Source organism: Spirosoma koreense (assembly GCF_054777875.1).
This window is the reverse complement of sequence record NZ_BAAHAC010000029.1, coordinates 808,478-831,565: the sequence shown is the minus strand read 5'-3', so window position 1 is coordinate 831,565 and position 23,088 is coordinate 808,478. Positions and strand designations below refer to the sequence as shown.

Below are 23,088 nucleotides of genomic sequence, written 5' to 3'. Positions count from 1 at the left end.
ATATTATAATCCCCGACGAAGCGTTTGACAGAACAGCTCGAAGGCATCATCCATGATCGGCTGGCGGTCACATTCCGGAAACATACCCAACCGCTTCCGCAAAAACAGCGCAGTATAACCGTGAATGCCGCTCCAGATCATCATAGCTGTCGAACGCACATCATGCTTCTGAAAAATACCCGCTTCCATACATTCCTCGACTACCCGTGTCAGCAAACCAAACGCCTGATCGCCTTCGATCCAGTCTTTCTTATCGAGTGTATCCATCGGGGCCGTCATGATGAACATCAGATCGAAAAGCTCCGGATTGTCGATGGCAAACTGGATGTAGGTGCGCCCCATACCGACCAACTTTTCAAACGGATCGGTCAACAGTAGCAGCGGTTGAAATTCTTCCACCATTTTGACGAAGCCACGTTGATGCAGCGCAAATAGCAACTCGTTTTTGTCCTTATAATACAAATAAATCGTTGCCGGGCTATATTCAATTTCGTCGGCTATATTCCGGATACTGACCTTATCAAACCCATTCGTTAAGAAAAGCTTCTGTGCGCCATCCAGAATCAGCTTCCGCATTTCCTCCCGTTCCCGTTCTTTCCGTTCTACGATTCCCATTGAGTAATAAATTAACGATGCAAACATAATGAACAGTGTTTAGTAAACAAGACAGATCGAAATTTTTTCAAGAAAAATCTCGCTACAAGGGAAATTGAGTAGCTTAAACCGTCTGGTACGTAGAATTAATCTTACAGCCTGCTTTGTTGTCTAATCGGTGAACCGCTGAAAAAAATAATTATGAAATCAGGTTGGAGGTGCTCGTTGACTGGTATGCTGATGGTCGTACTGACTGGCTCAATTGGTTGGGCACAGGGGCCTAAAGGATATAACCTTGGAGATGCAGTGGCTGATTTTCACCTCAAAAGTGTGGATGGCCGTATGGTTTCGCTGGCCGATTATCGGGCTGAAAAAGGACTTATTGTTGTCTTTACCACCAATCACTGCCCGTTTGCCAAAGCTTATGAAGACCGGCTTATTGCGTTACACCAAAAATTTGCTTCCCAGGGGTACCCGATTCTGGCTATCATGCCAAACGATCCAAACGCTTACGAAGAAGACTCGTTCGATAACATGAAAACCCGCGCCCGCGATAAGGCTTATCCCTTCGTATACGCCATCGATGAAAGCCAGTCGACCGCCCGGATTTTTGGGGCTACCCGCACGCCTGAAGTATATGTGCTGAAGCAGACGAGCGGACAGTTTATCCTGGAATATATAGGTACTATCGACGATAGCCCGCAGGACGGGGACAATGTGCAGCGTCGCTACGTCGACGAAGCAGTGAGTAATCTACTGATCGGACGACCTGTGCAGTCGCCAATTACCAAACCCATCGGTTGCGCTATCAAGTGGAAGTAAAAGTCTCCGGGGAGGTACCCTGGGTAGTCTGGTTCGTCTTTTTGGCATATTGTTTGCCAGATGGTTGACGATAATCAAACTACACAAAAATTATTATGAAAAAGCCCCTGATGATTCTGACACGATTTAAGCAGACGGCAGGTACAATAATGCTGGTCGCTTCGTTGGCGCTTCTGCAGGCCTGTGGTTCCGACAACAAGAACGAATCGCGGACAGAAGATGCCCTGGAAAAAACGGGTGATGCCATTGAAGCCGACACAAAAGATGCAACGGCTGAGACTAAAGAAGATCTGAAAGAAGCAGGAGATAAAGCCGATGCAAAAGGCGACGAAGTGGCCGCTGATTTTAAACGCGAACGCGATGAAGCCGTTGCTAAAATGCAGGTTCAGAAAGATAAACTGGATGCTAAAATCGATGAGTTAAAGGCTAAAGCCGATAAACAAAGCGATAAAGCCAAGGCAGAAACGGAGCGTCAGAAAGCTAAGCTGGAGGAAGAACGGAAAGAACTGGGCGAAGACATGGACAAAGCAAAGAATGCTACGGCCGATGCCTGGAAAGATGTAAAATCTGGCTTCAAACGGGCTGGTCGTGAGATCGGCGATGCGTTTGATAAAGCCGGTGATAAACTGGACAGCAAAAACTAACGATCTTATTTTTCAAGTACCGAACGAGCCGATTCGCTACCGCGGTCGGCTCGTTTTGTTGTCTTTAAGAGTGTGGTATATTCTCCTCATTTTTGTTGACAGCTGTTCAAGCCTGTGTTGATCACTCAGGTTAAAAACCATTTTTAACAGCATAAATATCAAAATGTTTTAGAATGAACAGAGTCGTTACGGCTTATTTAGTCTGCGGGGACAATTTTGTTAATAATCAACGGGTAAAGTCTACGGCTAAACACGGATTTCGCTTGGATTACAGGACGGAAAATTGTTATTTTGCGGGCTAAATTGTCTGTTAAAAGCGAAATGTCTGTCATTAATAAGATCAGAGAACGTTCAGGACTGGCTGTCGGCATCATTGCGGTAAGCTTAATTCTGTTCATTGTGGGTGGTGATTTGCTCGGTGGCCGTAGTTTACTATTCGGAGGTAACCAGCAGAAGGTTGGCGAAATCGCCGGTCAATCGATTAACTATCAGGACTTTAACGCCAAGGTCGATGAGCTGCGGGCCCAATATGAGCAGCAGGCCGGTCGTGCTCCCGGCGAACAGGAGTTGACGCAGATCCGCGAGCAGGCCTGGAACCAGATGCTGTTCGAAATCGCCTACCAAAAGGAATTCGATAAACTTGGCCTTCAGGTTTCGCCCGAAGAGCTAGTCGACATGGTGCAGGGGAATAACATCAGCCCCGCCGTTCGACAGGCATTCACGAATCCACAAACGGGCGTATTTGACAAAAGCTCGATCGTTAACTACCTGAAAGGGCTGAAAAGCCTGCCTATCCAGCAACAACAGGCCTGGGCCGGCTTTGAAAAGAACCTGAGTTCAGAACGTCTACGCTCGAAATACGAGGCTCTGATGCGCCTGGGTACGTTTGCTACCACTGCCGAAGCGCAGAAAGAGTATCAGGCGCAGAATTCGAAAGCCAACGTTAAGTTTCTGTTCGTTCCGTACTACACTATCAACGATACAACGGTTAAGGTGACGGATTCGCAACTGGAAGATTACCTGAATAAGCACAAAGATGATTATCCTGGTGTCGATAGCCGCTCGATCCAATACGTAACGTTCTCGGTCGCTCCATCGAAAGAAGATAGTGCTACGCTCTACAACGACATCAAATCGCTGGCCCGTGGGCTGGGTGCCGCTACCAATGATTCGGTATTTGCCCAGCAGAATAGCGACGTTCGCGTACAGCTTTATATGACTGCCGGCGAAATGCCGGAGCAACTGCGTGCCGCCATTCCGACCTTCTCGCCCGGTGGAATATACGGTCCATTTCGCGAAGACAATACCTATTTCATTTACAAATACGGCGGTACGAAACAAGATACCAACTATACCGCCCGGGCCAGCCATATCCTGATTCAAACGAAAGGACTGGCCGATTCGGCAAAGGTAGCTGCCCGTCAGCGCGCCGAAGATATTCTGAAGCAGATTCAGGGCGGAGCCAGTTTCGAGGCCCTGGCTCGTACCAACAGTCAGGACGGATCGGCTCAGGTAGGTGGTGATCTGGGTTACTTCAAAAACAACGGTCAGATGGTGAAACCGTTTGAGTCCGCCGTATTTGGTGCTACCTCGGTGGGCTTAATTCCGCGCTTGGTTGAAACCGAATTTGGTTACCACATTATCAAGGTGACGCAGCCAAAAACAAATACCTTGTATCGGATTGCGGCCATTGGCAAAACAATTGCGCCGAGCCAGACAACCCGCGACGAAGCGCTGCGTAAAGCCGATCAGTTTGCGTCTGAGGTACAAACAAAAGAAGAGTTCGACGCTAAAGTGAAGGAAGACAAATCGCTGGTAGTTGCTACTGCCGACCGGATTCCAGAAAGTGCCAATCAGATTAATGCCCTGACCGAAGCGCGTCCTGTCGTTCGCTGGGCCTTCGATGATAAAACGGATATCAATTCGGTTTCAGAACCCTTTGAAATCGGCGATCAGTATGTCATTGCGGTCCTGACAGGTAAAACGGAGAAAGACAAAGTAACTATCAACGATTACCGTAGTGAATTGACGGCTAAAGTACGGGCTGAGCTGAAAGGCGAACAGATCCTGAGTAAACTTGGTAATGCCAGTGGTTCGCTGGAAAGCATCGCTCAGAAATACGGTGCCGGTGCACTGGTAGAAACAGCAGATGATGTCAGCCTGGCAACGGGTTTCTTAAAAAGTGCCGGTGTCGATCCAGTAGCTCTGGGCAAAGCTTTTGGTCAGAAGCCTGGTAAGCGCACTAAGCCTTTTGCAGGCGACGCGGGTGTGATCATTATGGAAACAACCTCGCTGACACCAGCTCCGACCGTTGCCGATTATGCACTTTATAAAAATCAGATTCAGCAGAACAACGCTTCGCGGCTGAGTTTCTACATTAACGAAGCCATTAAAGAAGCCGCCAAAGTAGAAGATCGCCGGGCGAAATTTTATTGATAAACGGTTCAGTTGAACCAAAAATCCCTTACCTGATCATCAGGTAAGGGATTTTTATATATCGCGGACTTTAGTTTACCTAATTGTTCTGCCTGGTTCGGGCTAAAGTCCACGATACGGAACCTGTTTTTCCAGATACGCTACCATCTTGGTCATCGCCTTTGATCGATGGCTAATGGCCGTTTTTTCGTCGATGCTCATTTCGGCAAAGGTGCGGTCATAACCATCGGGCAGGAAAACCGGATCGTATCCAAAACCGCCGATGCCGCGGGGAGCTTCCAGAATTTGACCGTCTATCGTTCCTTCAAACTGGTGTTCGACGCCGTGGAGCACGAGCGTAAAAACGGTGATGAAGCGGGCCCTCCGGATCGGTTTGTCGGCCAGATTGGTCAACAGCTTCTGAATATTTTTGTCGAAATCCCGACTACCCGAGTAGTAAGCCGAATCGACGCCGGGTTCGCCGTTGAGCGCTTCTACTTCCAGCCCCGAATCGTCGGCGAAGCAGGAAATGCCGAAATGTGTCCAGACGTAATCGGCTTTCTGGCGCGAGTTACCGGCAATAGTGCCCGTTGTCTCAGGTAATTCATCCATACAGCCGATATCGCTTAGGGTTTTGAGCGTAAACGTAGTACCAAGCTGAGCTGAGACTTCCGCTAGCTTGTGTTGATTGTTGGTGGCGAAGCAAAGTTCCATAGGAACAAAAAAAGCCGTTCGCAGGCATAACTGCAAACGGCTTTTATATGAATTGAGGATTACCTTATGCGAATCTACCGGCCTGGCTGAGGCTGTGGCATTCCCTGCGGGCCCGGCTGACCTTTCTGGATATCCAGCAGTTCGATATCGAATAAAAGGACCGAGTTAGCCGGAATCGTCGGATTGCCACGCGGGCCATAGGCCAGTGTCGAAGGAATAATCAGCGTAGCTTTTTCTCCTTTGTGCATCTTCATGACGCCTTCTTCCCAGCCCGGAATGACCATACCCACGCCAATCTGAAACTGAGCGGGTTTACCAGCGGCTTGTGGGTTTGTCCGTGAATTGTCGAATTCTTTTCCGTTCAGAAGTTTTCCGGCGTAATGAACCTGCACCACGTCGCCCCGTTGTGGGGTTGGGCCAGAACCTGGCTGTGTTACCACGTAGTTTACACCCGATTCAGTTTTCTGCACTTTGCCCGCCAGGCCATTCTTAGCTACGTAGTCTGCAATCACTTTCTCATCGATGCCCTTTTGTTTGGTGGCATCGGCAGCCTGTGCTTTTTTGTATTCGTCTTCAGTCTGGATGTTCAGAATTTTGACCGCAATACCGATATCGGTACCCTTCTGAACGCCAGGAGGGAAGGGCTGCATGGCGCGCGTGAACAGCGAGTCGGCGCTAACGTAAAAAGTAGCGCTGTCGCCTTTGCCAAGCATGGTGAGGCCTTCTTCGTAAGAGCCTTTGAAAGGGGGCACTTGCAGAAGCATCTGAAACGGTGCGCCTTCTTTGTGGGTATCGCGCAGCACCGAGTCTTTGCTGTTCATGAGGGTCAGGTGAAGTGTCAGAATATCGCCAACCTTTCCTTTGCGCGTTCCTTCGCCCTGTTCGTGAATTTTGTACTTCAGGCCGTTGTCCGTCACCTGTACGCGGTCTTTACCGCAGGCCGCTACAACAGCGACGATCAGGGCGGCTTTCCCGAAATTTTTAAGAGACATGAGAGATTACTTAATTTATAAAAATGGTTTTTGGTACTCGGTTTACGGTATCAGCACCTGGTTTCCATCGGCTTAGAGCCCTACACCGAGTACCGTAGATTTACTAAACAGTTTCCAGCAATTGCTGCTGGTACTCGGGTATTATCGTTAAAAGTTTTTGTTCGGTTTCGGCCAGCGATAGCTTACTTCGTCCGCCGGCCGCACTCCTGTGCCCTCCTCCGTCGAAATGTTTACTGGCCAGGTCACGCACGGAGAAGCCACCGACGGAGCGAAAAGAGATCCGGATTTCATCATTCCGCTCGATGAGAATGGCCGCCATAACTACGCCTTCTACAGCCAGGGCATAATTCACCATGCCTTCGGTGTCGCCGGTTTTCGACCGATAGCGTTTTAACTCCGCATCGGTCAGCGTAATGTAAGCGAATTTATACTGTGGTAATACCTTTAGTTTTTCGTTCAGTACATAACCCAGCAGCCGAAATTTATCGAGGGTTACATTGTCGAAAATACGTCGGTGAATGCTGCTGACATCGATGTGCAGATCTACCAGGAAGGCTGCCATCCGGTGGACATTTCCGGTCGTATTCGAATGCCTGAAAGAGCCCGTGTCGGTCATCAGGCCGGAGTAGAGGCATTCGGCAATCGGAATATCGATCAGGTCCTTGTCGCCAAGCTCGACGATCAGCCGGAAAACCAGCTCCGCCGTTGCTGCGGCTGTAGAATCCCACAGGACCAGATCGGCGAACGACTCAGGCTCCAGGTGATGATCGATCATCACCTTTCGGGCGCGCGATTGCCGAACCATAGGGGCTAGCTCCCGAATCCGGTCAAGGCTTGAAAAATCCAGGCAGAAAATAAGATCAGCTTCGTCAAATAACTGATTGACTGCTACCCGTACCTTTTCATCAAAGGCAATGACCTCATCGTTACCAGCCAGCCAGTGGAGATTCTGCGAGTAGTCGGTTGGGGTTATGACCGTCACCCGATGGCCTTTTTTGCGAAGGTAGCCCGCCAATCCCAGCGATGATCCCATAGCGTCGGCATCCGGGTTCTGGTGAGTCGTAATCAGTACGGTTTGCGGGGAGCCGCTGATAACCGCACCGATCGCTTCAATGTCTTGCATACATAAACGGCCGGAGCCTCAATCGAAACCCAAAAATACGAATAATTTGCATATCAGTTGGTTTGTTGGCAGACGTGGCATTTCAGGTGAAAGTCCTTACCTTTGCGCCCGCCTGCAGAAAGGCAACCGAAATTTCGATACAACAACGAAGAATGGCAACGAATCGCACGTTCACAATGATTAAACCCGACGCTGTGGAGGCCGGGTATACAGGAGCAATTATCAAGCAAATTGAAGAAGCGGGTTTCCGCATCGTCGCCATTAAAAAAACGCAGTTGACGACCGAACGGGCTGGTCAATTCTACGCCGTTCATCGCGAACGCCCTTTCTACAACGACTTGCGGACCTACATGTCGTCGGGAGCGATCATACCGATGATTCTCGAAAAAGACAATGCTGTGGCCGACTTTCGTAAATTGATCGGTGCCACCAATCCGGCTCAGGCAGAAGAGGGGACTATTCGTAAGTTATACGCTAAGTCACTCGAAGCCAATGCTATCCATGGATCAGACTCCGACGAAAACGCTGAAATCGAAAGCAATTTCTTCTTCTCGGCAACGGAACAATATTGATCTGAACCGGGATTTATTTGATTGGATTGAGCTACTATGATTAGCCATTAGGTTTTAACAATCATGGGTTATCAGTCAAATCGAATAAATCCCGGTTTTAACTTTTCATAATATTTACAAAAGTCCCGCAGAGCGCATATGTCGCATTTGGGCGAGCGGGCGAGGCAGATGTAACGACCGTGCAGAATAAGCCAGTGATGCGCTTTCGGGACGTACTGCTTTGGAATATAAGGCATCAGGGCTCGTTCAACAGCCAGTGGGGTGGTAGCTGTCAAAGGAGCCAGTCCGAGTCGATGTGAGACGCGGAAGACGTGCGTATCGACGGCCATCGTCGGCTCGTTGTACACAATCGACAAAATCACATGCGCTGTTTTTCGACCGACACCCGGTAAGGTCTGCAGCTCTTCTACCGTAGCCGGAATTTCACCACCGAACCGTTCGGTCAGCGCTTTCGCCATCCCGACCAAATGTTTTGCTTTGTTGTTGGGGTAGGAGACGCTGCGAATGTAGCTAAAGACTTCCTCTACAGAAGCTGCTGCCAGCGATTCAGCCTCCGGAAATCGGGCAAAAAGCGCAGGCGAAATCTGATTGATTCGTTTGTCTGTACACTGGGCCGATAAAATGACGGCAACCAGCAATTCGTACGGATTGCTAAAATTCAGTTCGGTTTTCGGTTCGGGGTAATGCTGAGTAAAATACTCCAGAAATCGGCGGAACCGTTCTTTTTTCTGCATGTTGCTGAAGCAGGGAAAGCACAAATAGCCAAAGGCGAAATTGTAAAGGCGGAAGTGCCCTACAAGTTAGCCTTTGGCCATGCGCCGGGGTAAATCCAACCGCTCGTTAGGGGTGCCTTAAACGGGCAGGCGGGTTTGCCGGGTGGTGTTTGGAATAATTCAGAATGGTCTGAACCGTACTGGTTCGGGGCTGACGTTCGATCTTATTCATCAGCGCTCGTAGTTCAAGCGCTTCGAGAAAGAACGTCATCAGTTCCGGTTCCGACATTAGGGCGTCTTCAATGAGCAGATTTTCCTCGGGCGAGGTTTCCTCATAGACATACCGAACTACATCATCTTGGGTAAATGTTTTTATCATAACTTAGCGAACGTTTGCTCAGTTGTTTGCGCAGATTGATCAGCGCGTAACGCATACGTCCCAAAGCTGTGTTGATGCTGACACCGGTCGCATCGGCAATTTCCTGGAAACTCATTTCCTCATAGTGCCGCATGATAAGCACCTGACGCTGTTGTTCGGGCAATCGCTGAATCAACTCGCGCAAATGCTCGTGTGTTTCCTGCCGAATTTGAAGTGATTCCACAGAATCTTCTGCAAACTCAAGCGTGTTAAACACACTGCTTCCGTCTTCAAACACCACACTGGGGTAGCGTTTATCTTTTCGGAAATAGTCAATTGCCAAGTTGTGAGCAATTCGGATAATCCAGGGTAGAAATTTGCCTTCCTCGTTGTATTTACCCGACTTGAGCGTGTCCACGGCTTTGATAAACGTGTCCTGCATCAGGTCTTCGGCTATGTACTGATCTTTAACGATCAGGTAAATAGTTGTGTAAATCTTCGATTTGTGCCGTTGCACTAATTTGGCAAAGGCTTTTTCATTACCACGGATATACAGGGAAATCAACTCACTGTCGTTTACCTGGGCTTTTTCCATTTTCAGTAAGACAATTAGGTAACGTAGAGCGGTGTTCCGATAGTGTATAGAGCGGTTATGTTTTTTAGAAATTTTAATGAATCCAGCCTTAAAAATAAGAAAAAAAACCCGTTAAATGCAAATAAATCAGGCACAAAATCTTCTAAACGGTACGTCTTTCTTTGAAAAATTCACTTTGTCAGAAAGAAAATTGCAACTTTTATAGTATTTGCCGAACCTAGCTTATTCATAGAATTTATTGTACTTACGTTGGATCGTGCTGTATAGACTTGTTGTTAGACGAATCGGTTTAAAAATAGTTTCAAAAATTAATCAAAGATACCTAGAATAGTCGACGCCCGTATTTTTTGAGTATGATTATTTAGTTAAACGTCCATCGCTATAGGTATACGTATGGCGAGATTCCAGTACTAAATTTGGTGCAATCGATTGATTTACTGGACTAAATTAGTACTTTAGAGCCTCATATCGGCCACCAGATAGGCTGTATGTGATTATGAGATCATTTCAGCTTGTACTCATATTGCTCGGCTGGTGTATCACAGGTCTGAGCCAGGTGCCTGGCACCCTGCCAGAGCTGAATTTTGATCGGCGGGGTGATGCCGCGTATATGGATAGCCTGCTCAGGCTCGGTCGGGCGCATCGTGAGTTGGCCGAACGGCTCCCGCGTACCCTGGCTAATGACACCCTGCGGCTGGAGGGGCTCCGTTATATGGCGCTGGTCTTTAAACAAATGCGTGGTGTACGGCGCGATAGCAGTTTTCTCTACGCTAATCTACTGGAAGAACGGGCTTTAGCTTATCGTAATACACTGTATGCGGTGCGAGCCCTGATGCTTCAGGAGCATTACTTGCGAACCATCAGGGGAGATTATCCACAGGCCCTCAAGATCAACCAGCGTGCGTCGGAGTTATGCGCCCAGTTGCCGCGTGAAAGCTCTCCGCGCTGGCAGGTCCAGATGAATCTGGGCGACATTTATCTCTTGCTTAAAGAATACGACAATGCACTGGCCAGTTATCAACAGTCACATAAACTCCTCGGTTTAAACACATCGCTAACTCCTAAAAACCGGAAGTTACTGACCAGTCAGGCTATTACTCAGATGGGAGAAGTATATGAACTTCGCGGCCAGTATGACCTGGCTCATCAGCAGTACGAAACGAGCCGACAAATTGCAATTGATGCCCACTCGCAGGTAAACGTAGCTTATGCCAATGAACGGCTGGGCGATTTCTTCGTTAGTCGTCGTGATCCTCTGCAGGCTATCAACTCATTTGAAGAAGCGCTGACCGTCTGGACACAACTTCGTGACCGACTGGGGCAGGCATCCGTTTGGGCAAGGCTGGCCGAATGTTATACCCTGACGAATCAGCCTGCACTTGCTATCGATTTCGGGGAGAAAGCCTTTGCCATTGCCCGGGATGAAGGGTACAAGCGCATTCGGCAGATGGCTACACTGGCTCTATATCGGGCCTATCGGTTGGCTAACCAACCCGAACAGGCGTTGGTCATGTATGAAGACTACAGCGCGATACGGGACAGCCTGGCTGCCCAGAAGCGTGTGGAGGAATTGTCGGCTCTGCAAAAAAAATACGACATCAACCAAGTACGGGCCGAAGCGGATAAAGAACGGTTGATTCAGCAGCAACAGTTGATAAACGTCCGCCGTCTGGCCGAAGTCGACCGACTGAAAGCCGAGGCTGAGCGCGAACAGCTGGCTGGCGAAACCCGGCTAAGTCAACTCCGGCAACGGATTGAAAATGAGCGTGTTCGCGCCGATTCGGAAAAGAGCCGGATTGAGCAGCGCGCCCGGATCGATCAACTCAACCACGACATCGACCAGCAGCGGCTGATGCGGACGGTACTGGTCGGGGGATTGGCCATGCTACTGGGATTCGTTGTTGTCTATTACCGGAAAAATCGACAGATAAACCGGCAGAAACAGGAGATAGAAGGGTTAAACCTGGAGCTGGAAGATAAGGTTATTGCCCGCACGGCTGAGCTGAAACTTGCCAACGATCAGCTCCGGGCCAAAAATCGGGAAATCGAAGAAGCCCTGCTAAGGGGGCAGACGCTCGAGCGCAAACGCATGGCTGCCGATCTGCACGATAGCCTTGGCGGCTTGCTGGCCGCGATCAAAACGAGTTTATCAGCGCTGAATCCTGCGCATATGGCCGACGGAGAGCAGAAAATCTATCATAACCTGCTGAATATGACGAAGGAAGCCTTTGCCGAGATTCGTTATTTATCGCACAATCTGCAGCCGGACGAACTGGAAAAACAAGGGCTGTCGGAAGCGTTGGCGCGTCTGGTCAGCAAATTGAACCTGACCCAGAAAACGACGTTCCATCTGGATAGCGTGGCTTTACCCCGGCTGGGAAAAACGGCTGAGTTCAACCTATATTCAATTTGTATCGAATTGTGCAGCAATATTATCCGGCATTCCGAAGCCACGGAGGCCGACATCCTGTTCCGTCGGTTTAACAACGAACTGAACATGATTGTAAAGGATAACGGCTGCGGGATGAATCCAGACAATGCGACAGGTATGGGGCTAAAGAATATTCAGGCCCGGATGGACCTGGTCAAAGGCCGCTATGAAGTTCATTCGGGAGCTGGCGAAGGAACGACATTTATTTTTATCCTGCCCGTATCGTCGAATCTGGCCACTGCCTGATGCTTCGGAGCTATCCGGTTCATAAAACCTGCCCTTCTACCATAAATTCGTTCTTGTCGAAATAAGGTAGTTGCTGAAATCCAGACAACCGGTAGTGCTTCACCTGCCATTCGCGCCCGGCTATGGGCCCACTTTCCAATAGTAAGTGTCGCTCCGACGAATAAAGTGGATTTTTCGTCTGTAAAATCGCTTCGATTCGGCTGGGCTGGTGCGTCTGCGCATCAAGCCGAACAGTTAGCGAACGCACGGTTAGCTGATCTTCCGGATTTTTCAGCTGGTATCGGTACGTCAGCGAATCGGGGCGAATAATCTGGTAACTACTTCGTAAAGCCGGTTTGTTGATGTCGGCCTGCGTAAACAGCTCCAGTTCGCGGCTCCAGTCGATTTCTCGGGTGGTTTGCCGGTTCTGATTTTCGTTGATCGATACGGCCTTATTGACCGTAGGGTGCTTAGCCGACAGGTCGGCTATCTGACGTTTTACAAACCCCAGTACATCGTAATAAACGTTTGGCTGGGTCTGCTGAGTCGAATCGGTGCAACTGCTGGCTACCAGTGTGAATAGAAGAAAAAATAAAGAAACGGAACGCATAAAAGGGCCTAAAAAAACGGTCCGGCGGAAGGACCTTACCGAATCACCAACACGAATTTTCGTAAATCGGTTTGGGTAATCAAATTCTGAACCAAATTTGCACTCATAATGCTTTCTATGTAAATAGTTTGCGGTTTGTGGTTCGTGGTGTGAAGAGAGCATCTTCGCGGTTCTTTATACAGAACAACTACCTGCCTACTACGAACCACAAACGGCAAAAATCATCTCATTCATGGAATACGATGTTATTATGATTGGTTCGGGACCGGGCGGCTATACCGGTGCGATTCGTTGCGCCCAGCTCGGACTGAAAACGGCTATTATCGAAAAATACCCGTCGTTGGGAGGCACCTGCCTGAATGTCGGCTGCATTCCGTCGAAAGCCCTGCTCGACTCGTCGGAGCATTATTACAATGCCGCGCACACGTTTGCCGAACACGGCATTCAGCTCGCTGATCTACAGGTCGATCTGGCGAAAATGATTGCCCGCAAAGAGAGCGTTGTCGACCAGACAACCAAGGGAATCAATTTCCTGATGAAGAAGAATAAAATCGATGAGATCCACGGTGTTGGGTCGTTTGTCGATCCGCACACCATTAAAATTACCAAAGCGGATGGCTCTGAACAGACCATTACGGGTAAGAATATCATCATTGCTACGGGCTCGAAACCAATGTCATTTCCGTCGATGCCCATCGATAAAAAACGAGTTATTACGTCAACCGAAGCGCTGAAGCTGCCGGAGATTCCTAAACACCTGATCGTCATCGGGGCAGGTGTCATCGGGGCTGAACTGGGGTCTGTTTACGCTCGGCTCGGGGCTAAAGTGTCGTTTGTCGAGTTTGCCGATTCGATGATCCCGACGATGGATAAAACCATGGGCAAAGAGCTTCAGAAAGTCATTAAAAAGCTCGGCGCTGATTTTTATTTCAGCCACAAAGTTACGAAAGTCGAAAATACCGGCGACGAGGTTGTTGTGAGCGTCGATACGCCCAAAGGCGAACAGATTACGCTGACCGGCGATTATTGCCTGGTTTCCGTGGGTCGTCGGCCTTATACCGATGGCCTGAATCTGGAAGCGGCTGGTGTAAAAGTCGATAACCGGGGCCGGGTTGAGGTGGACGCACATCTGCGTACGAATGTGCCGCACATCTACGCGCTCGGGGATGTAATTCGGGGGGCTATGCTGGCGCACAAAGCAGAAGAAGAAGGGACATTCATTGCCGAAACCATTGTCGGGCAAAAGCCGCATGTACACTATCGGCTGATTCCGGGCGTTGTGTACACCTGGCCGGAAGTAGCTTCGGTCGGCTATACGGAAGAGGAAGTAAAACAGGAAGGCATACCCTACAAAGTAGGTTCGTTTCCATTTAAAGCACTGGGTCGTGCCCGTGCCAGCATGGATGTCGATGGGTTGGTAAAAGTACTTGCCCACAAAGAAACCGACGAAATTCTGGGCGTGCACATGATCGGTGCCCGCGCGGCCGATATGATCGCCGAAGCCGTTACGGCTATGGAATTCCGGGCTTCGGCCGAAGACGTGTCGCGGATGTCGCACGCGCACCCGACGTATACCGAAGCCTTCAAAGAGGCTTGTCTGGCTGCTACCGACAACCGGGCAATTAACATCTAAGGTATTGCGGCTGCTGGAAAGCGGCCGCGATACAGAAAAGCCCGGCCGCTTTCCAGCAGCCGGGCTTTTCTGTATCTTGCTTTTTTAACCGATACAACCACCAGTTCATGAAAAAAATAAGTACACTTCTTCTAACGCTTGTTGTTGGCTACGCCAGCGCTCAAACTACCGATTCGGTTACGATTCGGAAGATTTACAACGAAGCCCTCTCGAATGGAAAATCGTATGAATGGCTACGCTACCTAACCAAACAGATTGGCCCCCGACTGAGCGGATCGACCGGAGCGCAAAAGGCCGTCGACTGGACCAAACAGATTATGGAGCAGCAGGGTTTCGATCGGGTATTTCTGCAGGATGTTATGGTGCCTCACTGGGTGCGTGGAGCTAAAGAAGTCGCTTATATTCAGAACGGTAAACAGAAATTAACCGTGCCGATTGCGGCTTTGGGCGGCTCTGTAGCGACACCACCCAAAGGCGTCGAAGCGGGCATTGTTGAGGTGAAAAGCTTTGCAGAACTGCGCGCCATGAGCCCGGACAAAGTCAAAGGAAAAATTGTCTTTTATAACCGGCCAATGGATCCGACCAAAATCAACACCTTCGAAGCCTATGGCGGTGCTGTCGATCAGCGGGCGAACGGTGCTACCGAAGCGGCTAAACTGGGCGCTGTTGGAGCCATTGTTCGCTCCATGACCAATGTCCACGACGATTATCCGCACGTGGGTAGTATGCGTTACGCAACGGGGGTGCCGCTGATTCCGACTGCGGCCATCAGTACGAACGGGGCCGATCTGTTGAGTAAAACCCTGGCCGAAAATCCGAATCTGATATTCTATTTCAAGCAAAACTGCGAAACCCTGCCCGATGCGAAATCGTACAATGTTGTCGGTGAAATAAAAGGTAGCGAAAAGCCGGACGAAATCATTGTCGTGGGGGGCCACCTGGATTCGTGGGATCTGGCCGAAGGAGCGCATGACGACGGAGCTGGCTGCGTGCAGTCCATTGAAGTGTTGCGGATCATGAAAAGCCTGGGCATCAAGCCAAAACGAACCATCCGTGCCGTTATGTTCATGAACGAAGAGAACGGATTGCGTGGGGGAATTCAGTACGCTGATCTGGCTAAAAAGAACAACGAAAAGACCATTGCCGCGGTCGAGTCGGATAACGGGGGCTTTACCCCCCGCGGTTTTGGTATCGTCGGAACCCCTGAACAGCGGGCGAAAGTGACACCCTGGAAATCACTGCTGGCCCCCTATGGCCTGCATGAAATCGGACCGGGTGGGGGTGGAGCGGATATTGGGCCGCTGGCTCAGTCAGGCACGGTTCTGTTCGGATTTAAACCCGATTCGCAACGGTATTTCGACTATCATCATACAATGGCAGACCGCTTCGAGACGGTCAGCCAGCGGGAACTCGAACTGGGAGCCGCATCTATGGCAGCCCTGGTTTATCTGCTGGATCAATACGGATTATAAAGAGCTGTCGCCCCCATTTTTCTGAACTACGGATAACTTCGCTTCGCGAATGCTGTGGTTCAGAAGAATAAACAGCGTTAAGAGCCGGTCTACAAGGGCCTATGCACCGCTTACAGGTTTTTATCGATAAGCTTTCTGACTTCCTCAAAATCGGCTGGTAAGGGCGCGTTGCGTTTCGTTAATTTGCCACTTCGATTGACAACCGCGGCCGTTACTTCGCCATTGGCCCGCAGCCGCTCAATTGCATCGATAAGTTGTGTATCTGTCAGCAGCAAATGATCGCCGGCGAGGTTGTTGCGAGTGGCTATGTCGGGCCAGAGCGATTTATTGGTGCCTGAACTGACCACATACACCAAAGAAAAATCGCGGGGGCTGTAAACGCTCCGAAGGCGCTGTGCCTCCAGAGCGGCCTGGCGGCCGGCGTCGTCGGTGGCTGAAAGGAGCAGCACATAAATGACTTTCCCCCGATTCGCGTCGATAATCTGATCGAACAAAGAAGAGCCGTTACCCAGGTCGTCGTAAGTCATGAAGACGCTGGGGGAAATTTCCAGCTCACTAGCCCGGTTTCCCGCCTTACGCAGGGTCTGAATAGCCGCACGAATACGTGTACTATCTTTGACCTCGAGCCGGTACAGCTCATCCAGCGACTGGCCTAACTGCGGATTTTTTACTTGCGAGCGGGCGTAATCATACAACAGACGCGCAAAATCGAGGGTTGTTTCTGGAAGTGAAACGGCTAACCAGTAAGCCGATAAGTAATCAACAGCGTCGCTGTCGAACTGACGAATGGCGCGCTGAATAAGGGTTTCGTAGTTGACCAGCCGCTGCAAGGTATCTGGACTTCGCTTGATTAAACCGTCGAAAAAGCGAAGGTCTGCCTGCCGGGCCGTATTCGTCATGGCATAGTCATTGAGCCGCAGTCGTTCATCGGCCGTTAGGTTTTTGCCGTATCGTTCCAGCAGGATGGATAAAGCCCGTACGGTCAGGCCATTGGCGCGGGTCGACTCAGTCGAAAGGCGTTGGGTAGCGTAGGCCGCAAAGCGATTCATGGCCGAAGCACGGGCGGCTGTCAGCAAGCGATCATTTCCGGGCCGAAGCGAATCCGTCAGCGTCTTTAGCTCAGCCTGTTCGTAGGTAGCTTTGTCGTACATAAACGCTGCGGCATTGTATCGATCGGCGTAACCCACCCAGCGGCTAAGGAGCGGAAACGGTTTCTCCTTTGCCGCAAATGCCTGAAACGGTGCCCGGTAAGCACTCGATACCACGCGATAGGCGGCTTCGTTGCTCAGATTACTGATCTGGTTGCTCAGCTTTCGCCCGTCTGGTTTATTGGAATAACCGGCTTCGAAAGCCTTGTAGCGGGCAAACTGCTGATTAACCTGCGCATTGACGCCCCCAAACCGGAACGGTACAGCTACCGTAAACAACGAATCGGCATCCAGCTCGATGGTCAGTGAACCGGCTGAAGCCAGAAAGGCCGTCGAGATTCGCCCATAATTGAAGTACATCTCCTCCTGCGGAAAAATCAACGGCAACGACACCCGGAAGGTACCGTCTACATTCAGCGGAGCGGGCCGTACCAGTTCGCGATTAGCCTGCAGGATATTGTTCCGACTGATCAGTACCGTTGGCGCTTCGCGGTACAGACGGGCAGACAAATGGCGGATGCGCCCCGTGACAATGACCGAATCGGTTTGAGCTGAACAGAGCGTGGATAAGAAACAACCGGTAAAAAGCAGAAAAAAAAAGGGCTGATAAAAGGTCTTCATTGCTTCAGTAGGAACAGATAAAGCAATAACAAACGAAAAGCCCAAACAGTCAATAGTTCACGAAAAATGGTGAGCGCTTACGTTGTTTTTATGCCGTGATACTGGTCGGTTTCCTGATAGTCGGTACGCAGGGGATGGCCCACCCAATCGGTAGGCAACAGAATCCGCCGGAGATCGGGATGGTTCTCAAAATAAATACCAACCAGGTCGAATGCTTCCCGCTCGTGCCAGTCGGCCGTTCGCCAGATATGCGCTACGCTTGGCACCGATGGAAGCCGGTTTTTCTCACCGGTCCTCGGTACGACGACTTTCAGCATCAGATTGTGCGCATAGGGAATAGATGTCAGATTATACACAACTTCTACGGTATTGGCATCGGGGCCATTGTCGATGCCCGTAACACAGGCCAGCAGGTCGAAGAACAGGCGTTCGTCGTCGCGCAGAAACTGACAGTATTCGACCAACTGTTGTGGGGCAATGGTAAGATAAGGCTGAATAGTTTGGGTATTGGTCTGAAGACTCGGCCCAAATTGAGCCTCAAGAACGTCGGTTATTTCGGAGAAGGTCATATCAGCTTAGAAAGCAAATGGATTTTTGTCGGGCCCGGAGCGGGTATCTACTATGTTTAACAGCCGTATGGTCTCACCGTCAATGAGATAGTATAAATAGTGAGTTCTGTCAATAAGCCTTTTTCTCAGCAATGGATTTTCGGAGTGACTCATGCCAATATAGGGTTGACTGTCAATGAGATCTAGTTGCCGGTAAAACTCATTGACAAAACGGATAGCGGCTTCGATCTATTTTCTGCAATGTAGTCACGTAGCGAATCGAATTCTTTGACGGTCGTTTCTGACCAAATTATTTGGTTAGACATTCACGGTGTCGTTGTCGCATTACTTCGTGTGAGACGGTCTTGCCGTCCTTATGTTCCTGAATCGCCTGCTCCAGTTGTTGGCGCTGCTGATCGGTCAGGTCGGCGAGGGTGGCTACCCCAGCAGATTGATCAGCTACGATCAGCTTGGCGGAATCCAGTAACCGTTCCAGAGCCGACTCATCAGCGCTGTCAATAAACTGATGTAATCGGCTTTTCATTTCCTGAATGCTCATCGCTTTACCCGCTTGGTTACCGAAAGATACGAAAATTACCCCGACCCTATGCCAGCCAGGCCAGCCATTGTAGCCAGTTCTCGATCCAGAACAAAAACTTCGCGGCAAATTTAGCGGCCGGAGCCGACGAGGGTTTTAGTGTTAAACTATTGTTGTTGAGGTTTGTATCCATGTAGAGCTTCTGCTTCGGATCGACCGTTGCCCACAGCACGCTGGCTCCTTCCTGAATCGAGAACTGCCGCTGGCGGCTTTTCCCATCCCAGAAGAGCATCAGTTCTTTTCCATTGTCCAGATGCACCAGCACATCGACCGGCATCCTGGCGTCGCCATTACGTTGTACGGTGATCACCGCCCGTTTGTCAGCCTGGTTCCGGATCGACAACAGCTCGTAATCGACCACATTATCGCCGTAGAGGACCTGATCGAAAAACCAGTTCATATCCGTGCCGTATTTGCCGCCAAGCCGCCGGGGAACGATCTCATTGACGATATCGATAAAATTCTGCCCATCGGGGTGGCGGAATTTCCAGCGGGTGAAATACGTCTGCATGATTTCATCCATCACGGGGCGGCCGACCAGGCCTTCGAGCGTGCGCATCCAGGTGGCGGTTTTGCTGTACGTAAGCACGCTGTATTGCCCCTCGGGTAATTGCCAGGTATTCCCGAACGACGACCCCAGCGCCGGGTTGTCCTGATGAACGTAATCAGAGCGCGAGCTTTCCAGGTCGCCCATGCCGAAACCCAGCAGATCGATCTGCGAGCATCGCGGACCGTAGGTTTCATCCATAATCCGGCCTTCATAGTACTGGTTGAACCCTTCGTCGAGCCAGGCTTCTTCAAATTCGTTGGTAGCCAGTAGCTGCATAAAGTACTGATGTCCAAACTCGTGCACGGTTACCAACTCTGGAAAGCGAGCCCCAGCGGGCACAAACCAGGCGGTGCCTGCCGTAATGAATGTAGGATATTCCATCCCGAACGAACCTTGCGCGTGGAAAGGAGGATCGACGATGGTCAGGTTTGGAAACGGATACCGACCGAGGTGCCTGTCGAAGTACGCCAAAGCGGCTTTGGCTGCGTCGAGGTGCCGCTGGGCCTGATGCACGTGCTCGGGCTGCATAGCCAGCTCAATCGTTACCACTCCACCGGAAGGCCGCTTCCATCGATCGTTGATCACCTGAAAATGCGGTGAAGCCGTCCACGCAAAATCGACGACATCTTCGGCATGGTACAGAAGGGTTTTGGTGCCGTTGGCGTGAATTTTCTCTGACTGGAAAAGACCCGTGGCGCTCACCCAGAAATCTTTGGGTGTAGTCATACTTACGTCATACACCCCATAATCGGCGTAGAACTCGGAATGAGCATGAAACTGATGGCAGTTCCACTGCCCTGTTTTGGCATAGCGGGTACCCGCCGGTTCATAAACGCCGATCTTTGGAAACCACTGCCCAACCAGGAAAAAGTCGCGGCTGAAACCTGTCCGGGCAAAAATCTTAGGAAGTTTTGCCCGGAAATCGATGTCGAGTACGATCGTTTGGCCCGGCCCAATGGGTTGGCTGAGCGGCACGCGAATGACGGTATGATCGTTCCGGTTCTGGTCGTCGGGCTGGATAAACTGGTACGCCAGGTTTTCGCCACCGCGCACCTTCATCGAAACGATATCGATGGAACCGTAGGGGTTTTCTTTGGCATTCCGGTCGATCTGGTCACCCCGTAACTGCCCACCCGATTCGCGCATGAATGTAGACTGCTCATCACGGAAAGCGTTGAGGTAGAGGTGAAACCGCAACTGCCGAATCACGTCGGCCGACGGATTTTTCCAGGTTAGGGTTTCCTGACCTTTGAGTTTTTTGCTGACGGGATCAAGCGTTACGTCGATCTGATAATTCGCCAGTCGTGGGCTCAATGGCTTCGGGAAAATAGGTTTGGCAGCCCATACAAAATGGGGGAATGCGTAACCCAGCAGCAACAGAAAAGCAGCGAATCGGTTCATAGAACACTTTCCGTTAGGATTGGGGCACCCGCGCTTTGATGCGGGCAACTAATTCCTCGGCCTGCTGGATATAGGGATCCATTGTTTCTAAGCGGGTAATAAGATCGTTTTTTAGTGCACCCATCGCTGACTGATATTCTTGCTGTTGAGATTCGTCGAATGTATCGGCAAGCCGGTGTAATTCAGCTGCGATGGCTTTCTTCTCCTCAAGAGTCGATGCCTGCTGAATTCGTCTTCTATACTCTTCTATTTCTTTCATACTCTTTAATCGATCAGTCTTCTTTCAGAAGCTCCATAATCTGAGTTAAGTTCTTGCGGTACATTTTCACTTTGTCAATCAGAAACAAATAATCTTTCCGGGAAAGGGTCGGATCGGTAATAATTAAGTCGTCTTCGACGGATAAGATAGCTTTTTCTAGAAATGCTTTCAGTTCCAGCAAGTCCTTTCGTTCATCGTCGGTCATTGGGTTGGATAAAGTGGGGGTGGGGTAATGGATCAAATGTATCAAATTTGCCTGTATAGACCACTTTTGTTAGTGTAAGTCATCGCTCCTGAACCAGAAAATAACCATATTGATAACTGATTCGTTTTCGCAACCTGATCACTTGATCTATGAACAATCGTTTCCTTCCGCTGCTTTTCTGCCTGCTTAGTACTACTCTGGTTCATGCCCAGCAATATGACCTCGTCATCAAAAACGGTCGGGTAGTCGATGGTACGGGCAACCCCTGGGTGTACGCCGATGTCGCTATTCAGAACGGACGGGTCGCCCGCGTTGGTACTATTTCATCGACCGATGCTAAGCGAACCATCGATGCGACCGGTTTGATCGTTGCACCGGGTTTTATCGACGTGCATGCGCATGTGGAGGGGAGCCTGGAAGCGCAGCCTGGTGCACCTAATTTCATCCACGACGGCGTTACGACCGTCATAACAGGTAACTGTGGCGGTTCCAGCTCGAACCTGAAAACGTATTTCGATTCGCTGCGCACGCAGAAAATGTCGATCAATGTGGGTTCCCTGATCGGTCACAACTCGGTGCGGCTGAACGTGATGAAAATGGCGTTTCGTGAGCCAACCGCCAGCGAACAAACCGCTATGGAAGCGCTGGTTGAAAAGGCCATGAAAGACGGTGCCGTTGGCTTGTCGACGGGCCTGATCTATACGCCGGGAACCTATGCCAGAACGCCCGAAGTGGTCAATCTGGCCAAAATAGCGTCGCGCTACGGGGGCGTGTATGCTTCGCATATCCGAAACGAAGGCCAGAACGTGAAGCAGGCCGTCGAAGAAGCTATTCAGATTAGCCGGGAAGCGCACATTCCGGTCGAAATTTCGCACTTCAAAGTCGCCAGCAAACCGCTGTGGGGCAAAAGCACCGAAACCGTCGATCTGGTTGAAGCGGCCCGGCGAGAAGGGCTCGATGTAACGGTCGATCAGTATCCGTACACGGCTTCTAGTACCTCTCTGGAGAGTATCGTACCTACCTGGGCGCTGGCTGATGGCGATTCGGCCGTGCTGGTTCGGTTCCGCAATCCGGTAACCCGCGCCAAAATCAGGGCCGAAATGCTGGAAACTCTGAAGAAAAACCTGCGAAAAAATTATGATTATGCGGTGGTAGCCAGTTATAAGCCGGATACGACGTTCAATGGCCTGAGCATCAGTGCCATCAATCAGAAGATGGGCCGCAAAAATACCCCCGCCGAAGAAGCCGACCTGGTAATGGATCTGATGGAAAAAGCCAGTCTGAAGCGCATCCAGATGGTGTACCACACTATGTCTGAAACCGACGTGGAGAACATACTGCGCTATCCGAACACCATGATTGCCTCGGATGCGGGCGTGGCTACATTCGGGTCGGGTATGCCGCATCCCCGCGCTTACGGCACCAACGCCCGCGTGCTGGGGCGTTACGTGCGCGAGCGACACGTGATTCCGCTGGAGGAAGCCATCCGCCGAATGACATCTTTGCCCGCCCAGCGCTTCCGGCTTACCGATCGAGGTTTACTGCGACCTGGCTACGCAGCCGACGTGGTGGTATTCGACGAGAGAACTATTGCCGACCGCGCTACCTACGATCAGCCGCATGCCTACACCACCGGAATTTCGTGGGTACTGGTCAACGGCGCCCCTGTGGTTGAAGACGGAAAGCACAACGGACAGCGACCAGGGCAATTGCTGATGGGGCCTGGATACGGGAAGTAAAAGGATGTATGATGTAGGGTGTAGGATGTATCAACCAGGAAAATATACATCATATATCCTACACCCTATATTTTTAAGTATTACCGCTTTTTCAAGGCTGAATCAC

22 protein-coding genes are annotated in these 23,088 nt (G+C 50.4%); 8 read left to right on the top strand and 14 right to left on the bottom strand.

Translation table 11 applies throughout. The features are described 5' to 3' along the window. Positions 1 to 3: 3 nt before the first annotated feature. Positions 4 to 615, bottom strand: a complete 612-nt coding sequence (locus ACYVC2_RS31355; protein WP_461109746.1) for a TetR/AcrR family transcriptional regulator — start codon at positions 613 to 615, stop codon at positions 4 to 6. A 180-nt stretch (positions 616 to 795) separates the two neighbouring features. Here ACYVC2_RS31355 and ACYVC2_RS31350 point away from each other — a divergent pair, with 180 nt between their 5' ends. From ACYVC2_RS31350 to ACYVC2_RS31340, 3 genes are all read left to right on the top strand, one after another. Beyond that, complete coding sequence (locus ACYVC2_RS31350; RefSeq protein ID WP_461109477.1) at positions 796 to 1,416, top strand: thioredoxin family protein; 621 nt, start codon at positions 796 to 798, stop codon at positions 1,414 to 1,416. A gap of 95 nt (positions 1,417 to 1,511) precedes the next feature. Then, a complete protein-coding gene (locus tag ACYVC2_RS31345) occupies positions 1,512 to 2,060 on the top strand; it encodes a sll1863 family stress response protein (protein ID WP_461109475.1) in 549 nt (182 codons plus the stop codon). Positions 2,061 to 2,381: 321 nt separating this feature from the next. After that, a complete protein-coding gene (locus ACYVC2_RS31340) occupies positions 2,382 to 4,496 on the top strand; it encodes a peptidylprolyl isomerase (RefSeq protein WP_461109473.1) in 2,115 nt (704 codons plus the stop codon). A gap of 102 nt (positions 4,497 to 4,598) precedes the next feature. Here the strand turns inward: ACYVC2_RS31340 and rdgB are convergent, their stop codons facing one another. The 3 genes from rdgB to ACYVC2_RS31325 form a co-directional block, all read right to left on the bottom strand. After that, positions 4,599 to 5,189: an RdgB/HAM1 family non-canonical purine NTP pyrophosphatase gene (rdgB, locus tag ACYVC2_RS31335; RefSeq protein WP_461109471.1), complete on the bottom strand. Its 591-nt coding sequence runs from the start codon at positions 5,187 to 5,189 to the stop codon at positions 4,599 to 4,601. Positions 5,190 to 5,263: 74 nt separating this feature from the next. After that, on the bottom strand, positions 5,264 to 6,181 hold the full coding sequence (locus ACYVC2_RS31330) for an FKBP-type peptidyl-prolyl cis-trans isomerase (protein WP_461109469.1): 918 nt from the start codon (positions 6,179 to 6,181) through the stop codon (positions 5,264 to 5,266). Positions 6,182 to 6,284: 103 nt separating this feature from the next. Next, positions 6,285 to 7,304 (bottom strand): DHH family phosphoesterase, encoded by a 1,020-nt coding sequence (locus tag ACYVC2_RS31325; protein ID WP_461109467.1) that lies wholly within the window; start codon positions 7,302 to 7,304, stop codon positions 6,285 to 6,287. A gap of 152 nt (positions 7,305 to 7,456) precedes the next feature. Here ACYVC2_RS31325 and ACYVC2_RS31320 point away from each other — a divergent pair, with 152 nt between their 5' ends. Next, the gene (locus ACYVC2_RS31320; RefSeq protein WP_461109466.1) at positions 7,457 to 7,876 is read left to right on the top strand and encodes a nucleoside-diphosphate kinase; all 420 of its coding nucleotides are present in this window, start codon (positions 7,457 to 7,459) and stop codon (positions 7,874 to 7,876) included. Positions 7,877 to 7,947: 71 nt separating this feature from the next. On the opposite strand, the gene nth is transcribed toward ACYVC2_RS31320, so the two are convergent. The 3 genes from nth to ACYVC2_RS31305 all read right to left on the bottom strand — a co-directional run bounded on the left by nth (position 7,948) and on the right by ACYVC2_RS31305 (position 9,542). After that, complete coding sequence (gene nth / locus ACYVC2_RS31315; protein ID WP_461109464.1) at positions 7,948 to 8,610, bottom strand: endonuclease III; 663 nt, start codon at positions 8,608 to 8,610, stop codon at positions 7,948 to 7,950. Positions 8,611 to 8,716: 106 nt separating this feature from the next. Beyond that, complete coding sequence (locus ACYVC2_RS31310) at positions 8,717 to 8,968, bottom strand: hypothetical protein (protein ID WP_461109462.1); 252 nt, start codon at positions 8,966 to 8,968, stop codon at positions 8,717 to 8,719. Continuing rightward, the gene (locus ACYVC2_RS31305; protein WP_163954645.1) at positions 8,943 to 9,542 is read right to left on the bottom strand and encodes an RNA polymerase sigma factor; all 600 of its coding nucleotides are present in this window, start codon (positions 9,540 to 9,542) and stop codon (positions 8,943 to 8,945) included. The genes ACYVC2_RS31310 and ACYVC2_RS31305 overlap by 26 nt, the downstream gene beginning before the upstream one ends. Positions 9,543 to 10,038: 496 nt before the next feature. On the opposite strand from ACYVC2_RS31305, the gene ACYVC2_RS31300 reads away from it, so the two are divergent. After that, positions 10,039 to 12,219 (top strand): tetratricopeptide repeat-containing sensor histidine kinase, encoded by a 2,181-nt coding sequence (locus ACYVC2_RS31300; RefSeq protein WP_461109460.1) that lies wholly within the window; start codon positions 10,039 to 10,041, stop codon positions 12,217 to 12,219. Between the two features lie 19 nt (positions 12,220 to 12,238). On the opposite strand, the gene ACYVC2_RS31295 is transcribed toward ACYVC2_RS31300, so the two are convergent. Then, complete coding sequence (locus ACYVC2_RS31295) at positions 12,239 to 12,808, bottom strand: hypothetical protein (protein ID WP_461109458.1); 570 nt, start codon at positions 12,806 to 12,808, stop codon at positions 12,239 to 12,241. Between the two features lie 220 nt (positions 12,809 to 13,028). Here ACYVC2_RS31295 and lpdA point away from each other — a divergent pair, with 220 nt between their 5' ends. Together lpdA and ACYVC2_RS31285 are read left to right on the top strand one after the other, a co-directional pair. Further along, the gene (gene lpdA, locus ACYVC2_RS31290; RefSeq protein ID WP_461109744.1) at positions 13,029 to 14,441 is read left to right on the top strand and encodes a dihydrolipoyl dehydrogenase; all 1,413 of its coding nucleotides are present in this window, start codon (positions 13,029 to 13,031) and stop codon (positions 14,439 to 14,441) included. 107 nt (positions 14,442 to 14,548) lie between these two features. Then, positions 14,549 to 15,913 (top strand): M28 family peptidase, encoded by a 1,365-nt coding sequence (locus tag ACYVC2_RS31285; RefSeq protein ID WP_461109456.1) that lies wholly within the window; start codon positions 14,549 to 14,551, stop codon positions 15,911 to 15,913. Between the two features lie 110 nt (positions 15,914 to 16,023). On the opposite strand, the gene ACYVC2_RS31280 is transcribed toward ACYVC2_RS31285, so the two are convergent. The 6 genes from ACYVC2_RS31280 to ACYVC2_RS31255 form a co-directional block, all read right to left on the bottom strand. Beyond that, positions 16,024 to 17,682: a hypothetical protein gene (locus ACYVC2_RS31280; protein WP_461109454.1), complete on the bottom strand. Its 1,659-nt coding sequence runs from the start codon at positions 17,680 to 17,682 to the stop codon at positions 16,024 to 16,026. Between the two features lie 77 nt (positions 17,683 to 17,759). Beyond that, on the bottom strand, positions 17,760 to 18,251 hold the full coding sequence (locus ACYVC2_RS31275) for an NADH-quinone oxidoreductase subunit C (protein ID WP_461109452.1): 492 nt from the start codon (positions 18,249 to 18,251) through the stop codon (positions 17,760 to 17,762). Between the two features lie 289 nt (positions 18,252 to 18,540). Next, positions 18,541 to 18,789: a hypothetical protein gene (locus ACYVC2_RS31270; RefSeq protein ID WP_461109450.1), complete on the bottom strand. Its 249-nt coding sequence runs from the start codon at positions 18,787 to 18,789 to the stop codon at positions 18,541 to 18,543. Between the two features lie 46 nt (positions 18,790 to 18,835). Beyond that, a complete protein-coding gene (locus ACYVC2_RS31265) occupies positions 18,836 to 20,779 on the bottom strand; it encodes a M1 family metallopeptidase (RefSeq protein WP_461109448.1) in 1,944 nt (647 codons plus the stop codon). A gap of 13 nt (positions 20,780 to 20,792) precedes the next feature. After that, on the bottom strand, positions 20,793 to 21,038 hold the full coding sequence (locus tag ACYVC2_RS31260; protein ID WP_461109446.1) for a hypothetical protein: 246 nt from the start codon (positions 21,036 to 21,038) through the stop codon (positions 20,793 to 20,795). 13 nt (positions 21,039 to 21,051) lie between these two features. Further along, a complete protein-coding gene (locus ACYVC2_RS31255) occupies positions 21,052 to 21,243 on the bottom strand; it encodes a hypothetical protein (RefSeq protein ID WP_461109445.1) in 192 nt (63 codons plus the stop codon). Positions 21,244 to 21,392: 149 nt separating this feature from the next. Between ACYVC2_RS31255 and ACYVC2_RS31250 the strand changes: the two genes are divergently transcribed. Further along, positions 21,393 to 22,982 carry an N-acyl-D-amino-acid deacylase family protein gene (locus ACYVC2_RS31250; RefSeq protein WP_461109443.1) on the top strand — a complete coding sequence of 530 codons (1,590 nt, stop codon included), beginning with the start codon at positions 21,393 to 21,395 and terminating at the stop codon, positions 22,980 to 22,982. Positions 22,983 to 23,088 lie beyond the last annotated feature (106 nt).